Genomic DNA, 18,207 nt, shown 5'->3' with positions numbered 1-18,207 from the left:
CCGCATCACCATAGAGTCTGATGTCGTGAGAGCTGCTCCTGCGCCCCAAGGCCCCCGCGGCCCCCGCTCGCGCGGCCCCGCCCGGCCGCTGCGGGCCTGGCAGCGCGCGGCCCTTGACGTCTACCGCTCGCGCAGCGCGTCCGGCGCCCGGGACTTCCTGGCGGTGGCGACCCCTGGAGCGGGCAAGACGACGTTCGCCCTGGAGATCGCCGCGGATCTGCTGGCCGCCGGTGAGGTCCGGGCGGTGACCGTGGTGGCCCCGACGGACCACCTCAAGCGCCAGTGGGCGGAGGCGGCGTCGGCGGCCGGGATCGACCTGGACCCGACGTTCCGCAACGCCGCCGGTGCCACCGCGTCCGACTACACCGGTGTGGCCGTCACCTACGCCCAGGTCGCCGCGCATCCGGCACTGCACCGGATGCGTACGGCGGCCCGCCGCACCCTGGTCATCCTCGACGAGATCCACCACGCGGGGGACGCGCTGTCCTGGGGTGAGGCGGTGCGGGAGGCCTTCACCCCGGCCGCCCGCCGGCTGGCACTGACCGGAACGCCGTTCAGGTCGGACGTCAACCCCATCCCCTTCGTGACCTACCTGCCCGACGCCGAGGGCGTGACCCGCAGCCTGGCGGACACCAGCTACGGCTACGCGGACGCGCTGCGCGACGGTGTGGTCCGTCCTGTGCTCTTCCTGGCCTACTCCGGCGAGATGTCCTGGCGCACCAGCGCGGGCGCCGAGCTGAGCGCCCGCCTCGGCGAGCCGCTCAACAACGAGCAGACCGCCGCGGCCTGGCGGACCGCCCTCGACCCGCGCGGGGACTGGATGCCCGCCGTCCTGGCCGCCGCCGACACCCGCCTGTCGCAGGTCCGCCGGGGTGGCATGCCGGACGCGGGTGGCCTGGTCATCGCGACCGACCACACCAACGCCCGGGCCTACGCCGGGCTGCTGCGGGGAATCACCGGCGTCTCGCCGGTGGTGGTTCTCTCGGACGACCCCACCGCCAGCGCGAAGATCGCCGCGTTCCGCGAGTCGACAGACCGGTGGATGGTCGCCGTCCGGATGGTCAGTGAGGGCGTCGACGTCCCCCGGCTCGCCGTGGGTGTCTACGCCACCTCGGCCTCGACCCCGCTGTACTTCGCCCAGGCGGTCGGGCGTTTCGTGCGGGGGCGGGGGCGCGCGGAGACCGCGTCGGTCTTCCTGCCCAGCGTCCCCTCGCTGCTCGCCCTCGCCGGCGAGATGGAGGTGCAGCGCGACCACGCGCTGAACAAGCCCCAGCGCGAGCCGGACGCCTTCGACGACGACGCGCTGCGGGAGGCGAACCGCCGCCGGGACACGCCGGACAAGCCGGACACCCTGTTCACGGCGCTCGGCTCGTCCGCGCAGCTGGACCGAGTGATCTTCGACGGTGGCGAGTTCGGGACACCGGCCCAGCCCGGCTCCCTCGAGGAGGAGGACTTCCTCGGGCTGCCCGGTCTCCTCGAGCCCGACCAGGTCGCGGCGCTGCTGCGGCAGCGGGAGGCCGCCCAGCGCGCCGCGGCCGCCAAGGCATCCAAGGCGACCAGCGAGCCGGTGGTTCCCGCCGCGAGGCAGGGCGGAGCCGAGGACGACGCCCCTGGCGACCGCCCGGTCCACGAGCTGATCGGGGACCTGCGCCGGGAGCTCAACAAGCTGGTGGCCGCGCACTACCACCGGACGGGCAAGCCGCACGGGATGATCCACGCCGAGCTGCGCCGGGCCTGTGGCGGCCCCCCGAGCGCGCAGGCGAGCGCCGCGCAGCTACGGGCGCGGATCGACACCGTGCGGCGCTGGGCCGGCTGACGCCGGGCGCCCGCCGCCTGGCATCGCCGCACCAGGCGGAGCAGCCGGCCCGGGCGGCTCTCCCGCCCGGGCCGGCCCTGGTCGGGGCTCCTGGGCGAGTCAGGGCTCCTGGGTGATCTCGACGGACCGGATCTGGGCCCTGCTCGCCGGCGCGCCGTCGGACCCGCCGCCCTCGACACCCGGTGAGGTCAGCTTGTCCAGGACGTCCAGGCCCTCGGTGATGTGGCCGAAGACGGTGTAATTGCCGGCCAGAGCCGCCGCGCCCGCCTCGGTGGGGTCGGCGTAGTTGATGAAGAACTGGCTGCCGTTGCTGTCTGGCTGGCTGCTGTGTGCCATGGCCAGCACGCCTCGGTTGTAGTTCACACCCTCGGTGTTCTCGTTGGCGTAGCCGAAGGCGGGGCCGCCCGAGCCGGTCGCGCTCGGGTCACCGCACTGCAGCACGCTGATACCCGCGTCGGCCCCGCCGGTCTGGCGGTGGCAGGACGTGTCGGTGTAGAAGCCCGCCTCGGCGAGCGTGCGCAGCGCGTTGACGGTGCAGGGCGCCTTGTCGGCGTCCAGTGCCGCCGTGATCGTGCCCTGGTCGGTGGTGATGACCATCGTGGCCGGGTTGGTGTTCACCGTGGGGGCGGCCGCCGGCAGGTTCACGGCTCGTGATGGCGCCTCGCCGGTTGCTGTGTAGACGCAGTCGCCGACCTTGCTCGTCTGGCCGGCCGGCGCTGCCGAAGGCGCCGCCAGGTCGGCGACGTCGTTGTTGTCCGAGTCGCCGCTGAGCAGGACGGCCGCGATCAGTGACCCGACGATGGCCACGACGGCGACCGCCGCGATCACACTCAACCGTCGCCGTTTCCGCTGGTACGCCTCGCGACGCCGCTGCTCCTGGCGTGCCAGTCGCGCGGCGGCCAGTTCGCGCGCCCGCCGTTCCTTCGTGCTCGACACCCTCGCCGGCCTCCCGCTCCTTGTCCACGTGCCCACCGGACCGTTCCCGGGTGGTCACGGCGCTCCCGCATCCGCGTGGTCAGCCCGGGGGCAGCCTCCCGCCGCTGTCCGCGCGCCGGAACCGGGCTGCCTCGACGAGTCTGCGCACACGACCTGTGCGTGACCTGTGCGGAGGCGTCCCGCCGGTGTGCCTTGGTGCTCTGTCGGCGCGGTGTGCGGCCATTGGGGGCATGACCGGGCTCACTTCCGTCACACAGGGTACGCGCGGGGATCGTGGCGGAATCGNCACGCCGGGCGGGCCGCGGTGTCGTGCGGTCCGGAGGCGGTCGGGACGCGGTCGGGAGGCGGTCGGGACGCGCCCGCCCGGCCCGCGGCACCGGCGGACATGGCGCCCGAAGGAACGGGGGGTGTCGGAGGTGACTGATAGCGTCTGGCGCAGGAACCGACGCGAAGGCTGACACGAATTCATGCTCGACAAGCGCTTCATCCGGGACAATCCCGGCGCCGTGAAGGAAGCCGTCCGCCGCAAGGGCGTCGACCTCGATGTCGACGAGCTGCTTCAGATCGACCAGGAGAACCGCAAGCTGCAGTTCGAGGTCGACGAGGCGCAGGCCCGCCGCAAGTCGTTCGCCAAGCAGTTCGCCAAGGCCGACAAGGCTCGTCAGGCGGAGCTGCGCGCCGAGCACGCCGAGTTCGACAGGCATCTCCGTGAGCTGCGTGAGCGGCTGGCCCACACCAGCGCGCGGCTGTCCGAGCTGATGCTGCTGGCCCCGGGAATTCCCTGGGACGGCGCGCCGGTCGGGCGGGACGAGTCCGCGAACGTGGTCATCCGCACCGTCGGGACACGCCCGGAGTTCGACTTCCAGCCGTTGGACCACACCGAGCTCGCCGAGAAGCGCGGCTGGGCCGAGTTCGCCCGGGCCCGCAGGGTCGCCGGTGAGCGGGCCTACGCCCTGGTCGGTGACCTGGTCATGCTGGAGCGCGCGGTGCACTCCTATGCGCTGGACCTGCTGCGCGAGCGCGACTTCACCCCGGTGGCGGTGCCCGCGCTGGTGAAGGAGGCGCCGTTGGTCGGCACCGGCATGTTCCCGAAGGGCCGGGACGAGATCTACGAGATCCCCGCCGACGATGCCTTCCTCGCCGGTACCGCGGAGGTCGCCCTGGTGGGGCTGCACTCCGGGGAGATCCTCGACGTCGGCCAGCTGCCGATCCGCTACGCGGGTATCTCGCCGTGTTTCCGGCGGGAGATCGGCAGCGCCAGCCGGGACGTCCGCGGCCTTCTCCGGGTGCACCAGTTCGAGAAGGTCGAGCAGTTCGTCCTGTGCGTGAACGACCCGGCCGAGTCGGCGCGCTGGCACGCCGAGCTGCTCGCCACCGCCGAGCGCATCCTGACCGATCTCGGCCTGCACTACGAGGTAGTCGAGTGCTCGACCGGGGACATGGGCCTGGGCAAGTTCCGGATGAACGACATCAACACCTGGTTCCCCACGTTGGACCGCTTCCGTGAGACCCACAGCTGTTCGACGCTNCACGACTGGCAGGCCCGGCGGGCGAACCTGCGCTACCGGGACGCCGAGGGGAACATCAGGTTCGCGCACACCCTGAACAACACCGCGGTGGCCACTCCGCGCCTGCTCGCCGCCCTGCTGGAGAACTTCCAGACCGCGGACCATCAGCTCCGCGTGCCGGAGGTGCTGCGGCCCTACCTCGGTGGGCGCGACCTGCTCTGACGGCGGGGCCCGGCACCGTGGTGGCGGCTGGCGCGCCGGGAGTGCGCGGCCCGGACGAGACCAGGCACCGCGACGCCGAGCCGCCTGCCCAGCCCGACCGAGACCCGCCGGTCGAGAATCTGGTAGTCGGCCTGCTCGATCTCGTCCAGGATCCCGCTGTACAGCCGGAAGGCGGTCAGGACGCAGTCCCGCGACGTCGGGTGCAGCAGCCTGATACCCGGCCGGGCGGAGCGGAACAGCTCCCGGGCCCGGGCGATCTCGTGTGCCAGCAGGCGGCGCACCGGGCCGTCGACCACCCCGGTGGCCAGGCGTTCCCTGGTCACGCCGAACAGATCCAGTGAGGCCTGCGGGAGGTAGACCCGGCCGCGCCGCAGGTCCTCACCGACGTCGCGAAGGAAGTTCGCGAGCTGGAAGGCCACACCGAGATCCCGGGCGTACGGTTCCGCGGCGGCGTGCGTGGGCTCGAGAATAGGCAGCATCTGCAGACCGATGACGACCGCCGAGCCGTGGATGTAGACCATGAGGTCGTCCCAGGTGGCATACCCGGTGACCGTCAGGTCCATGGCCATCGACGCCAGAAACGCCTCGAAGTGCCCGGCCGGCAGGTCGAACCGCCGGATGGTGTGCAGGACGGCCGGGAGCACGGTCGCCTCCGCCCCCGGAACGCCACCCGGTTCCCCTGGGAAGCCCCCCGGCTCGCCGGAGGCCAGCGCGGCCAGGAAGTCGCCGCCCCACTGCCGCAGCCACTGCGCCTTCTGCGGGTCGGACAGTGTCGAGTCCAGGTCGTCCACGATCTCGTCGGCGTACCTGGCGAAGCCGTACAGAGCGTGTACGTGCGGGCGTTTCCACCTCGGCAGCAGCAGGGTCGCCAGATAGTAGGTCCGCCCGTGCGCCGCGTTCAGTTCGCGGGCGCACTGATAGGAGGCACGCAGGAACTCATCGGTGATGCCCGCGGCGTCCAGCTCGCCGCGCAGACCGCCCACACCGGACAGCCTAGTCCGGCCGCGGCTCAGGGCAGCCGGGAGGAGAAGGCCAGGGAGAGCGCCGCGGCGAGGAAGCCGAGGCCAAGCGCGAGCCCGACGAACCAGCTTGTTATCTCGCGGTATTCGGTGCGATACCCGATGGAGCTGCCCAGGCCGCGGTAGACGGACTGCAGCTCGTCCCCGGTGGTCGCGCGATGGTACGAACCGCCCGTCTGTTCGGCGAGCTCGCGCAGCGCGTCCTCGTTCACGGGCACGGGAATCTGCTGCCCGCCGACGTCGAGGGTTCCGTCGGAGGTGCCGTAGGCGATGGTGTCGACAGGTACCTCGGCCTCGCGCGCGGAGGTGGCAGCCTGGGTGTTCGGCCGGCCCCGGGTGGTCTCCCCGTCGGAGAGCAGGACGATCGCCGCGGGCGGCGGCGGCTGGCCGTCGTCCGACAGCTGCTCCCCGGTGGTGGCGATGGCCTGGAGCGAGGCGAAGATGCCCTCGCCGACCGCGGTGGCGGGGCCGAGCTGCAGGCCGCGGATTCCGGACCGGACCGACTCCCGGTCGGTCGAGGCTGGGACGAGCACGGACGCCGAGCCGGCGAACGAGACCAGGCCGAGGTTGATGCGCGGCGGCAGCTGGTCGACGAACGCCTGGGCGCCCTGTTTCGCGGCCTCCAGCCGCGTCGGCTGGATGTCGGTGGCAGCCATCGAGTTCGAGACGTCGATCGCCAGGATGATCGTCGCGCGCTCGCGGGGGACCCGTTCGGCCCGGGCGGGCCGGGCCAGCGAGATCACCATGCCGGCCAGGGTGAGCAGCAGCAGGACCGCCGGGACGTGGCGGCGCCACCACTGCGGCCGCCGCGGCAGCACCGTCGACAGCAGCGCGGTCGACGACAGCCGCGCCGCGTAGACCCGGCGGCGCATCGACACCACGATGTACGCCGCCGCCAGCGCGGCGACGGCGACGAAAAGCCACAGCCAGTGGCCAGCCAGGAAACTCACGAGAGGGCCGCCTGTCTGCCCGGTGCGCGGCCGGCGCCGGCAGGCGGCCGGGTGGCGGGTGCTGGCCGGGCGGCAGCCGGGGGCCGCCGCGCCGCGCCGCGGGTCGTCCGGATGGAGGAGACGTAGCGCACGATGTCGATCAGCCAGTCGGAGTCCGTGCGCAGCACCAGGTGGCCGGCGCCCACCCGGCGCAGGGCCAGCTCCACCTGGGCGCGGTGCTCGGCGGCGGCCCGGCGGTAACGCTCACGGAAGCGCCGTGACGAGGTCGGGATCTCCACCAGCGCGCCGGTCTCCGCGTCCACGGCGGTCAGCAGCCCCACGGACGGCAGCGCCAGCTCGGCCGGGTCGAGGATCTCCACGGCGAGCAGCTGGTGGCGCGCCGCGACCACGCGCATCGGCCGCTCCCAGCTCAGGTCGGTGGAGAGGAAGTCGCTGATGACCACCGCGAGGCCCCGGCGGCGGTGGGGCCGGTCCATGGCGGCGACCGCCGCGGCGAGGTCGGTGGCCCCGGAGTGGTCCGGCCGCCGTAGTGGGCGGTCGTGGGCACCCTCGGGGACGGTGAGCAGTGTCCGCAGCAGTGTCCGCAGCCCGTGGCGCCCAGGCCGGGCCGGAATCAGCCGCGGGCCGGCCGGGGTCAGCACGATGGCACCCATCCGGTTGCCGGTCCGGGCGGTGAGGAAACCGACCGCCGCCGTGGCGGCGATCGCCAGGTCCCGCTTCCGGATCCCGGTGGTGCCGAACTCCTGGCTGGCCGTGAGGTCGACCAGCGCCCAGGTCTCCAGCTCCCGGTCGGCGATCAGGTCGTGCACGTGCGGAACCGTCGTCCGGGCGGTGACGGCCCAGTCCATCCGCCGGACGTCGTCGCCGAGGTTGTATTCGCGGCTCTCGGCCTTCTCGGTGCCNTGCCCGGGGAGAAGGCCGAGGTGATCGCCGAGAAGCATGCCGTCGAGGCGACGGGTCACGGCCAGTTCGAGGCGGCGCAGCGCCCGTTCGACCGCCGGCGAGGTCGCCGCGGGCTGGGACGGTGTCCCCGAACCGGTCACCGGGCCGGCCCGCCCTCGAAGTACTCGGGGAACCCTGTCCGGGGGTCGGTGTGCCAGCGGCCCGAGTGGGTCGGCGGCCCGGGATGCTGCCCGCCGTGCATGCCCTGGTCCGCCGCGTTCTGCTGGCGGGGCGCGATCTGGGGGTGGGGCAGCGCGTCGAGGATCCGGCGGGCGATCTCCTCGGCGGTGAGGCCCTCGGCCAGCGCTTCGTAGGAGAGGACGAAGCGGTGTGGCAGGACGTCGAGGGCGACCGCGGCCACGTCGTCGGGGACGACGTAGTCCCGCCCGCGCAGCAGGGCGAGTGCCCGCGCGGCGGCGATGAGGCCGAGTGAGGCGCGCGGCNAGGCGCCGTAGGCGAGGTGCCCGCCCAGCTCGGGCAGGTTGACGTCGGCGGGCGAGCGGGTGGCGAGCACGAGGCGCACGGCGTACTCGGTGATCGCGTGGTGCACGAAGACGTCGTCCGCCCGGTGCTGCAGGCGGATCAGCGAGTCCGGGTCGAGAACGGCCTCGGCGCTCGGTGGCCGCACTCCCATCCGCCGGACGATCTCCAGCTCCTCGGCGGCGGTCGGATAGGGGACCGTCACCTTCATCAGGAAACGGTCACGCTGCGCCTCCGGCAGCGGGTACACGCCTTCCGACTCGATCGGGTTCTGGGTCGCGAGGACGAGGAAGGGCCGCGGCAGCGGATGGGTCACCCNGCCGAGTGAGACCTGCCGTTCCGACATGACCTCCAACAGCGCCGACTGCACTTTCGCGGGTGCCCGGTTGATCTCGTCCGCGAGTACGAAGTTCGCGAACACCGGGCCCAGCTCGACGTCGAACGATTCCTGGCTGCTACGGAAGATCCGTGTTCCGATGATGTCGGACGGCACCAGGTCGCTGGTGAACTGGATCCGCACGAAGGAGCCACCGACGACGGTCGCCAGGGTCTGCACGGCGAGCGTCTTGGCGACGCCGGGCACGCCCTCCAGCAGGCAGTGCCCGCGGGCCAGCAGCGCCACCAGCATGCGCTCGACCATGTGGTCCTGCCCGACGATGACCTTCTTGACCTCGAACAGCGCCCGCTCCAGCAGGACGGAGTCGGTGGTCGGGTCGCCCGCGGAAGGGGCTGGCGAGCCGACTGGGCGGCCGGGGAGCGAGCCCGGCCCGGAGGGCGTCCGGACCTCGACGTCGGATGCCGCCACGCCGGGATCGGTCGTCCACTCGTTCATGGCGCCATCTTCCCAGACGGCAGGTGGAATCGAGCGCCCAAGGACTCGGGACAGTGTGGTCGGAAGGCTCTTCTAAGGTGCCCTTCAGGAAGTTCTCCTCAAATGCCGGCGGAAAAGACCGGGAACATCTGATGGAATCAGCGATTGTTGATCAGCGCCCGGGTGCGGTAGCCGCGGTCGCGGCCGAGAACCCGCTCCGCCGCCAGCCGGCCGGAAATCAACACCATCGGCACCCCCACACCGGGCCGGGTCCCGCTGCCGGTGAAGACCACGTTCTCCAGCCCCGGCGCGAGGTTGGACGGGCGGAACGGGCCCGTCTGGGAGAACGTGTGCGCCGCCGCGAACGGTGCCCCCGCGGCCAGGCCCCGACCGCGCCAGTCGGCCGGTGTCGTCACCTGCTCCACCTCGATCGCCGCGGCGAAGCCCGCATAGCCGGCGCGCTCCAGGGCGGCCACGGCCTCGTCCCGGTACCGCGGCCCGATGACCGACCAGTCCAGGGGCGCGGTGAGGTTCGGGGTGGGGAAGAGCGCGTAGTAGCTGTGGCCGCCGACGGGCGCGGCGGACGGTTCGGTCACCGACGGAGTACTGACCAGGAAGGACGGATCACTCATCAGCTCGCCGCGCCGGATGATCTCCTCGAAGGTGCGCCGCCAGGCCCGCCCGAAGTGAATCGTGTGGTGCGTTGCCTCCGGGTGGGCCACCCGGGCTCCGGCGAGCAGCAGGAAACAGGACGGCGAGTAGCGCAGGCGCCCCAGGCGGGCCGGCGCGGCCGACGGGGGGAGCAGGTCGCGGTAGGCCACCGGCAGATCGGGGTTGAGGATCACCACGTCGGCGCGGACGCGCTCCCCGTCGGCCGTGTGCACCGCCACCGCCCGCCCGTTGCGGACCTCCACCCGGCTCACCTCGACGCCGTACCGGAAGGTCGCGCCGTGCCGGGCCGCCGCCTGCGCCATGGCCACGGCCACGGCGTGCGGGCCGCCCTCGACGTGGTAGACCCCCGCCACCGAGTCCATGTAGGCGATCACCGCGTAGAGCGCCAGCGCCTCGTGCGGGTCCAGGCCGGCGTACATCGCCTGGAAGGAGAACAACCGGCGGGTCCGCGGATCGCGCAGGTAGCGGCCGACCACCGTGTCCAGGCGGCGGAAGCCCCCGAGGGCGGCCACCCGGGCCAGTGACGGGCGCAGCAGGGCCAGCGGCGAGTCGACCTGGGCGTCGATGAAGTCCCGCATCTGGGCCCGGAACATGTCGGTGGTGAACTGGGCGAAGCGCCGGAAACCCGCGGCCTCGGCGGGCCCGCAGAGCTCCCGGATGGCCTGTTCGGTGTCCGCCGGGTCGGCGCGGACGTCCAGGACGGAGCCGTCCGCGAACCGGGCCCGGTACATCGGGTCCAGGCGGCGCAGCGTCAGCAACCGGTCGAGGTCCTCGCCCACACAGTCGAGGGCGTCCGCGATCAGCGCCGGCATGGTGAGCACGGTCGGCCCGGTGTCGAACCGGTAGCCCCCCAGCCGCAGCGACCCGGCCCGCCCGCCGGGTGCGTCCGCCCGCTCCAGCACGGTCACCCGCCGGCCGGCCCCGGTCAGTCGTAGTGCGGCCGACAGCCCGCCCAGCCCAGCCCCGACGATCACGACGTGCTCCGTCGGTCCGGTCACTGTTCGCATCAGACGTCCCCTCCGGCTCGGTCGGCCGCGACGGCCCGGTCATCGGATCCTCCGTGATCCGCCGGTCGGGGTGTCGGGCAGCCGGGTCCCTGACCCAGGTAGGCGTCACCTCGGTGGGGCCGGCGCGCCGGCGGCGGGACGCGCCGGTGCCCCCCCCCGCGCCGGCCGCGGCCGTCCGCCGACCTGCCGCGCCGCTCGCGGACGCGCCCGGTGCCGGTGCGCCGAGCCGGACATCTCACCCGCCGGCGGGTCGTCCGGCCCGGTCCACCGGCCCGCGAAACGGGTAGCGTTCGACCGTCCCGATGAAGGAACCCGTCGCGGGTCCCGATGCCCGGAGGTGTCGTGTCCGATCTCGTCGTCATCGCACTCGGCATCGTGCTGCTCGCGGTTGCCGGCAGCGCCTTCGTCCTGCTGCGGATGCCGCCGGAGGAGCTGGCGAGCACGGTGGGCGAGGTGCGGGCCGTCGAGGTCCGGCTCGCGGCCGGTCGGGTCGAGATCGGCGAGTACGACCGCACCGACGTGCGGGTCGAGATCACCGCGCGGCGCCGGCCGGGGCAGCCCAGGCTGGCGATGACCCGCGCGGGCGAGGTGCTGCGCCTGGACGGGACGGCCAACGACGCGAAGGTCCGGCTGAAGCTGCCGCGGGGAACGAAGGTCCGGGCCGAGGTCCGGACCGGTGAGATCACCCTCTGGGGCTCCGCCGGGGAGCTCCTGCTGGTCACCGAGACCGGCGGGATCACCGGGCGGGAGCTCAGCGGTGAGCGGGTGAGCGCCCGCAGCCGGGCCGGCGACGTCAACCTGCACTTCGACGGGCCGCCCCGCAACCTGTCCGCGGTGAGCGAGGACGGCATGGTGACCCTCGTGCTGCCCGAGGGCGACGACTACGGGGTCGAGGTCGAGACGGGTAATCCGCAGCTGGCCACGGTCGAGCTGCCGAGCGTGCCCGGAGCCGGGCGCCGGGTGCTGGCACGCAGTGTCTCCGGCCGGGTGCGGATCCGGCCGGCCTCGCCCCGCGGCCCCGTGCGGATCTGACCGCCGCGGCCTCAGCATCCGGCCCGGGACGCTTCGCGACCCTGTCCGATCCCGCCGGGGGAGCCTCGCGACCCTGTCCGGCCACTGTCCGGGCATGGATCACATCCGGGCTACGCTCGTCTGCATGACGGGGTTCCTCTCATGACGGCGGTCGGGAACGCGGCGCGGATGACGAGCAGAACGGTGGCGGAGTGCCTGGAGTCCGGGCGCACCTCGTTCTCCTTCGAGTTCTTCCCGCCGAAGACGGCCGAGGGCGAGCGGCAGCTGTGGACCGCGCTGCGCGAGGTCGAGGCTCTGCAACCGACCTTCGTGTCGGTCACCTACGGTGCCGGCGGCTCGACCCGGGACGGGACCATCCGGGTCACCGAGCGGATCGCCACGGACACGACACTGACGCCGATCGGGCACCTCACCGCGGTGAACCACTCCGTGGCCGAACTGCGTCAGGTCATCGGAAGCTATGCCGGCGCCGGAGTTCGCAACGTCCTGGCGCTGCGCGGCGACCCCCCGGGTGACCCGCAGGCGGACTGGGTGCGCCACCCCGAAGGCCTCGGGCACGCCGAGGACCTCGTCCGGCTGGTCCGCTCGCTCGGGGACTTCTGCGTCGGGGTCGCCGCCTTCCCCGACAAGCACCCCCGTTCGCCCGATCTGGAGACCGACGCGCGTTTCCTGGTGCGAAAGCTCGACGCCGGGGCGGATTTCGCGATCACCCAGTTCTTCTTCGGGGCCGACGACTATTTCCGGCTNGTGGAACGCGTTCGGCGACTGGGCTGTGACGCACCGATCATCCCGGGTGTCATGCCGGTCACCAATGTCGCGCAGATCGAGCGAATGGCTCAGCTGTCCGGCGCGGATTTCCCCGCTGATCTCGCTGTGCGGCTGCGGGCCGTCGCCGATGATCCCGCGGCTGTCCGCGCGATCGGCATCGAGGTGGCCACCGAGCTCTCCGAACGGCTGCTCGCCGGCGGGGCTCCCGGGATCCACTTCATCACGCTGAACCGGTCCGCCGCGACGCGTGAGATCTACAAGGCGCTCACCGACTGACGCCCGCCGGCCGGGTTCCGGTGGGGCGGGAGCCGGTGAAGCCCGCTCTGACCAGCCGCCGCTGGGCCGGTCGTCGCGGGTGGGAGCGGGTGGGCGGCTGGTCGCCGCGGGCGGCGCGGGGTGCCCGCAGCCGGGTTCAGTCCTGCTCCTCGTAGGCGTCGAAAACGCAGAGCAGCCATTCGTCGCGGAACGTCTGTTCCCGCACGAGAGCAAATCCCGCGTGGTTCGCCGCGTCGACCACGGCGGTGACCAGACCGAGATCGAGAGTGTTGAAGACCGGAGTGATACGCACGGCGAGGATCACCTGGTCGCGATGGGGACTGAAAACATGATCCGGGTCCAAATCCTCGATGGACTCAACGACACCGGTCGGCTGGTCGGATACCACGACGGAACTCTACGGCGCGGGCACGATGGGCGGCGTGAGTTTGCCTGTCCCTGACCGAGACACCTACCTGGTCGAATGGGCCGCACTGCACGGTGGTTACGATCCGCGCACCGGTGCGGCCATGATCCGATTCTGGCTCGGGTTCACATATCGCCTGGCCAGGCCCCTCGCCGCCGCCGGCGTCGCGCCGGGCGTGGTGACTGCGGCGACCGTGGCCGCCGCCGCGCCGGTGATACCCGCCGCATGGGCGGGGGGCCGTTGGGTGCTGGTCTGCCCCCTCGTCGTGGTCCTCAGCGGGGTGCTGGACAACCTCGACGGGGCGGTGGCCATCCTCCGGCGCCGGGTGACGGGGTGNGGCTACGTGCTCGACTCGGCCACCGACCGGGTCTGTGACGGTGGATACCTGATCGCGCTGTGGCTGGTCGGCGCGCCGGGCGGTCTTGTCGTCGCCGCCGGCGCCGCGCTGATGATGCTGGAGTACCTGCGCGCCCGGGCGGCCGGAGCCGGCCACGGCGAGATCGGTGCCGTGACGGTGGGGGAGCGCCCGACCAGGATCATTCTCGCCGCGGTGGCGCTCGCGTCGGCCGGGCTCGCACCGGCCCGGGCGGCAACGGCCGCGGGGCTGGGCGCAGCGGCCACGCTGGTGGTCTGCGCGGTCGGGCTCGTCCAGTATCTCGTCTCGGTGCGGGGGGAGCTGCTGGCCGCCGGTCCTACCGGTCCTACCGGTCCCCCCGGTCCTACCGGTCCCCCCGGTCCCGGGGGGACCGGGGGTTCTCCGCCTGGGTGCTGACCCGACTGCCCGCCCAGCGCCCTGCTGGTCCTGTTTGCGAGCTGTCCGCGAACCTGCACGAACTGGGTCGAGTCGTTGACTGGCCGGCGGTCAGTACCACCGACAGCGGGATGGATCCTTCCGGCCGACCGCGGCATGGATCTTGCTGGTCGGTTCGTCGCGTGACCCCATGCCGGGCCGAGGGACTCAGCGGGCGGGGGCGGGTNGGTGGGTGCTTGACGTAACGGGGTCTGGTGGGTGCTTTCGGTGATCTGACGGTGGCGGTCAGCGTTTCGGGTGGTGGCGCGGGTGTGGCGACGCGGCAACTGAAGAGCTCTGCGTGTCTCATCGGGAGAGGTGTTGACACCCCCGGTCGTGGATGAGGTGCAACCCCGCCGGGAGCGGAGACACAACAAGCTCTTCAGTCGCTGTCGGCGAACATTCGCGGGCGGGCGGCGCGGGGGTGGGCGGGGGCTGTTGCGGGGCCTGTGCGGGTTCTGAAAGCCCTGGTGGTGGCGTTGCGGCGGGTTCTGGCGGGTTCTGGCGGGTTCTGTCGGGTGCGGTGGCCCGGTGGTCGTGCGCCGGCCGGGCCGCCGTGGGCCGAGGTGCTCGCGGGTGGGCGGTGGACGTCGGGGCGGGCGGGGCGGTGGTGTCCCGCTTCCGGCCCGGGGAGGTCGCTCGTCGGGCCACGCGACCCGGCTCGGCACCAGGGGTTCCCCGTCCGATCAGACAGTTCTGTCACCGAGGCCTCGGGCCGGCCACCCTCACCACGGCCTACGGTCAGGCACCCGGCGGACCACCCGAAGCGAACCACCCGACCTTGATCCACGAGAAATCGCCTCTAGGCCGGGCCGACCATGCCGGCCACGATCTCGGCGGACAGGGTGACCAACGGCAGCCCTCCGCCGGGGTGGGCGGAGCCGCCCACCAGGAACAGCCCCGGAACGGGGGAGCGGTTGCGGGGCCGCAGAAAGGCCGACCTGGGCCCGTTGGAGGACACGCCGTAGATGGAACCGCCGGGCGCGCCCGTCCGGCGGGCGAGATCCGCGGGCGAGATCGCCTGGTACCAGCGCAGCCGGGCGCGGACGTCGAACCCTCGCGCCGCCAGCAGGTCGAGGATCCGTCGGGCGTAGGTGTCGACGAGCCCAGGGCGATCCCAGTCCAGGCCACTACCCGGTCCCGTCCGCATGCCCGGTCGGTGCGGGCTGGCGTTCACGAGTACGAACCATGCCTCGTCACCGGGCGGCGCCGTCGCCGGGTCGTCTGGGGCCGCCATATAGACGGTTGGGTCCCACGAGAGCCGCCCACCGAAGACCGCGTCGAACTCGGCGTCGTAGTCGGCGGGGAAGAGCACGGTGTGATGGGACATTCCCGGCGTGCGCCCGCGCAGGGCCAGTAGCAGGACGAAGCCCGACAGCGACGGTGCCAGCCGCCGGACCCGCCGGCGGCTGGCCGGATGGTCGACCAGCGGGCGGATGCCCTTCCGGTCGGCCCGGTCGGCCGGCGCACCGTCGTAGAGGCGGGTGGCGTCGACATCCGAAACGACGAGGTCGGCCGGCAGCCGGACCCCGTCGGTGAGCCGGACGCCGTCCACCCGCCCGCCGGGGCTGCGGCTGATCCGAGCGACCGGGGTACCGGTGCGGATCACCGCGCCGTGCTCCGCCGCCCGGTCGGCGATCGCCTGCCCGAGCAGGCGCAGCCCGCCCTGGATGTACCAACCGCCGAACCGGCGTTCCACATGCGGCACAGTCACCAGAGCGGCCGGCGCGCGTCGCGGGTCGGAGCCGGTGTAGGTCGCGTAACGGTCCAGCATCATGCGTAGCCGCGGGTCCCGGAGATGACGGCGGCCGAGCCCGCGCAGGCTCGCGCCGGGCGCGACGGTTGCCAGTGCTCCCGGCCGGCGCGCGGCCAGCGCCGCCAGCGCCAGCGGGGAGACCGGGTTGCGCAGGAACGGCCGCTCGGACACAGCCCAGACGCGCCGGGCACGCTCGTCCAGGCGGCGCCACTGGTTCCCGGACCCGGGACCGAGGCGCGCGTCCAGCTCGGCCAGGAAGGCCGTCTCGTCGGCATGCGCGTCCAGGACGGTGCCGTCGGCGAACCGGTAGCGGGCGATCGGATCCAGACGGCGCAGCGTCACCGCGTCGGCGAGCGGGCCGCCGGTGGCGGCGAACAGGTCCTCGAAGACCTCGGGCATGGTCAGCAGGGACGGTCCGGTGTCGAACCCGTAGCCGGCACGCTCGTACCAGCCGAGCTTGCCGCCGACCCGGTCCGCGGCCTCGCAGACGGTGACCCGATGCCCCGCGGCGGCGAGTCGTGCCGCGGCGGCGAGTCCGCCCACTCCCGCTCCGACCACGACGACCGATGCCATGGTCGCGACCCTATGCACGGCGCACCGTCAGCGGTGCCCGCCGTTGTCACTGTGGTCGAGGTGGGCACGGTGGTCGCTGTGGGCACTGTGGTCGCTGTGGGCACGGTGGTCGCTGTGGGCAGTGGACGTCCCTTCCAGCGGGCGGTGCCGCGCCGGTGCCGCCACCATGACAGCACGGTGAGCTGGCCGAGCAGGAACACCGAAAGCGGGTGGGCCACCGGGTCGGGCCAGCACCGCCCGCCGGTCCGCCGCGCGGCGACGACCCGGCTCGCGACGCCGGCCAGGTAGCCGGCGAGCCCGACGCGCGAGCCGCGGGCGGCGGCAACCGCCGGCGCGACGAAAAGCCAGCCCAGCAGGGCCAACTGCCCCGCGCTGGCCGCCGGGTCGCCGCCCGCGGCCCACAGCGACTTGGCATATCCGTCCCGAAGCGGTTGCCAGCCGTCGTACATCCAGGTGACCGCCAGGTCGGTACCGTCGGCCACCACGCCCCGCCCGCCCGAGCGCTTGACGGCGCGCAGCAGAGCCAGGTCGTCGAGCACCGCACCGCGCACGGCCGAGTGCCCACCGGCCCGCTCGTAGGCCGCGGCATCCACGCAGAGAAACTGGCCGTTGGCCGCGGCCAACGACGGCCGGGCGGAGCGCTCGGCGGCCCGCAGCGGCAGCAGGGCCAGCCAGGACCACTGCAACAACGGTTGGACGAGACGCTCCGCCGCCGTGACGGCGACCTGGCGGGGGTAGGGCGAGACCAGATCCAGTCCTGTGCGGCGCAACAGGCCCACGGCACGGGCGAGACCATGCGGCGTGACGGTCACGTCGGCGTCGACGAAGACCAGCACCGTCCCGGTGGCGTGGCGGGCGGCCTGCGCGCAGGCGTGCGGTTTGCCCAGCCAACCGGGGCCGGGCTCGGGCCCGGTCAGGACCCGCAGGCGGAGATCCCGGGCGGCCATCCGCCGCAGGATCGCGCCCGTTCCGTCCGACGAGTGATCGTCGTAGACGAGGACCTCCAGGTCGAGGACGTCCCGGGAGCCGAGCAACGCCGTCACGCAGGTGTGGATCCGATCGGCCTCGTCGCGTACCGGCAACACCACGCTGACGCGTTCTCGGACGGGGGCGTGGTCGGCTGGGGCGCGCAGCAGCCTCGCGTTCACCGCGGTGTGCACGGCGACGACCGCCGCGCCGACCGCACCGGAACGCATCGCGGCCCTCGCCGTGGTCCTCCCCGTCGTTCGTGCCGTCCCCTGGGCCATGGTCCTCATCGCGGTCCACCTGACCGGGCGCCGGCCTTTGCTCACGCCCCAGAGCGTGCCAGGCCACCGCTCCGGACGCCGCATCGGCGCTCCAGGAGAACGCTGCCGCCGAGGACCGCGCCCATCGCCAGCCCGCCCGCCACGGCGACTCCCGGGCGGCCGAAGAACGCCAGGTTGGCCAGCACCGAGGAGAAACAGGTCCAGCCGAGCAGCACCATCGGTACCCGATCGTCGGGGTGAGGCACGCGCGGACGCGGGCGCGGGTGCCGCGTCGGGTGCTCGGGCAGGGCCGCGAGTGCTCCCGTGACCACGGTGCCCACGAGCAGCCATCCAGCCGCGTTGCTCACCGGGATGCCGTTGAGGGTGGGCTTCCCGGACGCCCACGACCAGTAGCCCTCGGCGACCATCTGGGGGTCGAGGAAGAGGTCCCAGGCGGTGAGCGTGGCACCGCCGACCAGGGCTGTCACCGCCCATCGCCTGGCCGCCGCCCGCCTGGTCGCCGCCCGCCTGGCCGCCGCCCGCCGGGGCGCGGGCTGGGGGGCCGCGGGCGGGCGGTCGCCGAGGACGGCGGCACAGCGGCGGCCGAGCGCCAGCGCGGGCAGCCCCATCATCGTCCAGGCGAGCGGCACCACGACCGGGACTCCGGCCAGCTTCGGGCCGAGCGCGGAACCATAGGAGTAGTCCCCGAAGGGCCAGCCGGTGTGGACCCCCACCGATTCGGCGGCCAGACCGATACCGCCGGCCACGGCCGCCGCTCCCGCCGCCCGGCGAGGTCCCTGCGCCGCGGCCGCGGCCGCCACCGACGCGGTGAAGAAGGCCAGCACCGCCAGCACCGTGACGGCTGCCCGTTGCTCGCCGGAGGTCAGCGGGTAGGAGATCTGCAGCCCGATGGTCGCAGCGGTCGCGAGCCAGGGCAGCAGCGTGCTGGTCGCTGGCAGTCGGCCGCCGGCCGGGTCGGCACTGGCTGGGTCGGTACTGGCTGGGTCGGCGCCGGTC

The 18,207-nt window shown here is 73.3% G+C and carries 11 protein-coding genes and 10 pseudogenes; 8 read left to right on the top strand and 13 right to left on the bottom strand.

All coding sequences use genetic code 11. The features are described 5' to 3' along the window. Positions 1-25: 25 nt before the first annotated feature. On the top strand, positions 26-1,816 hold the full coding sequence (locus tag UG55_RS02690) for a DEAD/DEAH box helicase (protein WP_066062229.1): 1,791 nt from the start codon (positions 26-28) through the stop codon (positions 1,814-1,816). Positions 1,817-1,915: 99 nt separating this feature from the next. On the opposite strand, the gene UG55_RS02685 is transcribed toward UG55_RS02690, so the two are convergent. Then, complete coding sequence (locus UG55_RS02685) at positions 1,916-2,752, bottom strand: peptidylprolyl isomerase (protein WP_066062226.1); 837 nt, start codon at positions 2,750-2,752, stop codon at positions 1,916-1,918. A gap of 467 nt (positions 2,753-3,219) precedes the next feature. On the opposite strand from UG55_RS02685, the pseudogene serS reads away from it, so the two are divergent. After that, positions 3,220-4,280: pseudogene (serS, locus tag UG55_RS02680) on the top strand (serine--tRNA ligase); the annotation flags it as partial. Position 4,281: 1 nt separating this feature from the next. Beyond that, positions 4,282-4,482: pseudogene (locus UG55_RS31570) on the top strand (serine--tRNA ligase); the annotation flags it as partial. On the opposite strand, the gene UG55_RS02675 reads toward UG55_RS31570, so the two are convergent. From UG55_RS02675 to crtI, 8 genes and pseudogenes are all read right to left on the bottom strand, one after another. Beyond that, complete coding sequence (locus UG55_RS02675) at positions 4,455-5,465, bottom strand: phytoene/squalene synthase family protein (RefSeq protein WP_066062220.1); 1,011 nt, start codon at positions 5,463-5,465, stop codon at positions 4,455-4,457. The pseudogene UG55_RS31570 and the gene UG55_RS02675 sit on opposite strands and share 28 nt — an antisense overlap. Positions 5,466-5,491: 26 nt before the next feature. After that, positions 5,492-6,451: a VWA domain-containing protein gene (locus UG55_RS02670; protein ID WP_066062217.1), complete on the bottom strand. Its 960-nt coding sequence runs from the start codon at positions 6,449-6,451 to the stop codon at positions 5,492-5,494. Continuing rightward, positions 6,448-7,353, bottom strand: a pseudogene (locus UG55_RS02665) (DUF58 domain-containing protein); the annotation flags it as partial. The gene UG55_RS02670 and the pseudogene UG55_RS02665, both read right to left, overlap by 4 nt. A 1-nt stretch (position 7,354) precedes the next feature. After that, a pseudogene (locus UG55_RS31565) lies at positions 7,355-7,494 on the bottom strand (DUF58 domain-containing protein); the annotation flags it as partial. Then, positions 7,491-7,836: pseudogene (locus UG55_RS31560) on the bottom strand (ATPase); the annotation flags it as partial. The pseudogenes UG55_RS31565 and UG55_RS31560, both read right to left, overlap by 4 nt. Position 7,837: 1 nt before the next feature. Next, a pseudogene (locus UG55_RS31555) lies at positions 7,838-8,191 on the bottom strand (AAA family ATPase); the annotation flags it as partial. 1 nt (position 8,192) lies between these two features. Continuing rightward, the coding region (locus UG55_RS31550; RefSeq protein WP_242423630.1) for a MoxR family ATPase at positions 8,193-8,705 on the bottom strand (513 nt) is incomplete at its 3' end. 137 nt (positions 8,706-8,842) lie between these two features. Further along, entirely contained in the window at positions 8,843-10,363 is a 1,521-nt protein-coding gene (gene crtI / locus UG55_RS02655; protein WP_066062207.1) for a phytoene desaturase family protein, read from the bottom strand. 342 nt (positions 10,364-10,705) lie between these two features. On the opposite strand from crtI, the gene UG55_RS02650 reads away from it, so the two are divergent. The 3 genes and pseudogenes from UG55_RS02650 to UG55_RS31545 form a co-directional block, all read left to right on the top strand. Further along, on the top strand, positions 10,706-11,395 hold the full coding sequence (locus UG55_RS02650; RefSeq protein ID WP_199865008.1) for a DUF4097 family beta strand repeat-containing protein: 690 nt from the start codon (positions 10,706-10,708) through the stop codon (positions 11,393-11,395). A gap of 141 nt (positions 11,396-11,536) precedes the next feature. Continuing rightward, positions 11,537-12,141: pseudogene (locus UG55_RS02645) on the top strand (methylenetetrahydrofolate reductase); the annotation flags it as partial. Between the two features lies 1 nt (position 12,142). After that, positions 12,143-12,439 (top strand): methylenetetrahydrofolate reductase (locus UG55_RS31545; RefSeq protein WP_242423629.1); only part of this gene is annotated, 297 nt, incomplete at its 5' end. 136 nt (positions 12,440-12,575) lie between these two features. Here the strand turns inward: UG55_RS31545 and UG55_RS02640 are convergent. Then, on the bottom strand, positions 12,576-12,827 hold the full coding sequence (locus UG55_RS02640) for a hypothetical protein (RefSeq protein ID WP_066062198.1): 252 nt from the start codon (positions 12,825-12,827) through the stop codon (positions 12,576-12,578). Between UG55_RS02640 and UG55_RS31540 the strand changes: the two are divergent. Next, positions 12,790-13,181: pseudogene (locus tag UG55_RS31540) on the top strand (CDP-alcohol phosphatidyltransferase family protein); the annotation flags it as partial. The gene UG55_RS02640 and the pseudogene UG55_RS31540 sit on opposite strands and share 38 nt — an antisense overlap. Before the next feature lies 1 nt (position 13,182). Further along, positions 13,183-13,617, top strand: a pseudogene (locus tag UG55_RS31535) (hypothetical protein); the annotation flags it as partial. Between the two features lie 820 nt (positions 13,618-14,437). Here the strand turns inward: UG55_RS31535 and UG55_RS02630 are convergent. The 3 genes and pseudogenes from UG55_RS02630 to UG55_RS02620 form a co-directional block, all read right to left on the bottom strand. After that, positions 14,438-15,964: an NAD(P)/FAD-dependent oxidoreductase gene (locus UG55_RS02630; protein WP_066062192.1), complete on the bottom strand. Its 1,527-nt coding sequence runs from the start codon at positions 15,962-15,964 to the stop codon at positions 14,438-14,440. A gap of 533 nt (positions 15,965-16,497) precedes the next feature. Continuing rightward, positions 16,498-17,160, bottom strand: a pseudogene (locus UG55_RS31530) (glycosyltransferase family 2 protein); the annotation flags it as partial. A gap of 92 nt (positions 17,161-17,252) precedes the next feature. After that, positions 17,253-18,131: a carotenoid biosynthesis protein gene (locus UG55_RS02620; RefSeq protein WP_083986360.1), complete on the bottom strand. Its 879-nt coding sequence runs from the start codon at positions 18,129-18,131 to the stop codon at positions 17,253-17,255. Positions 18,132-18,207 lie beyond the last annotated feature (76 nt).

The sequence above is a fragment of the Frankia sp. EI5c genome (assembly GCF_001636565.1).
Taxonomy (GTDB): domain Bacteria; phylum Actinomycetota; class Actinomycetes; order Frankiales; family Frankiaceae; genus Parafrankia.
The sequence above is the reverse complement of the archived record's forward strand: the minus strand, read 5'-3'. Positions and strand labels throughout refer to the sequence as shown.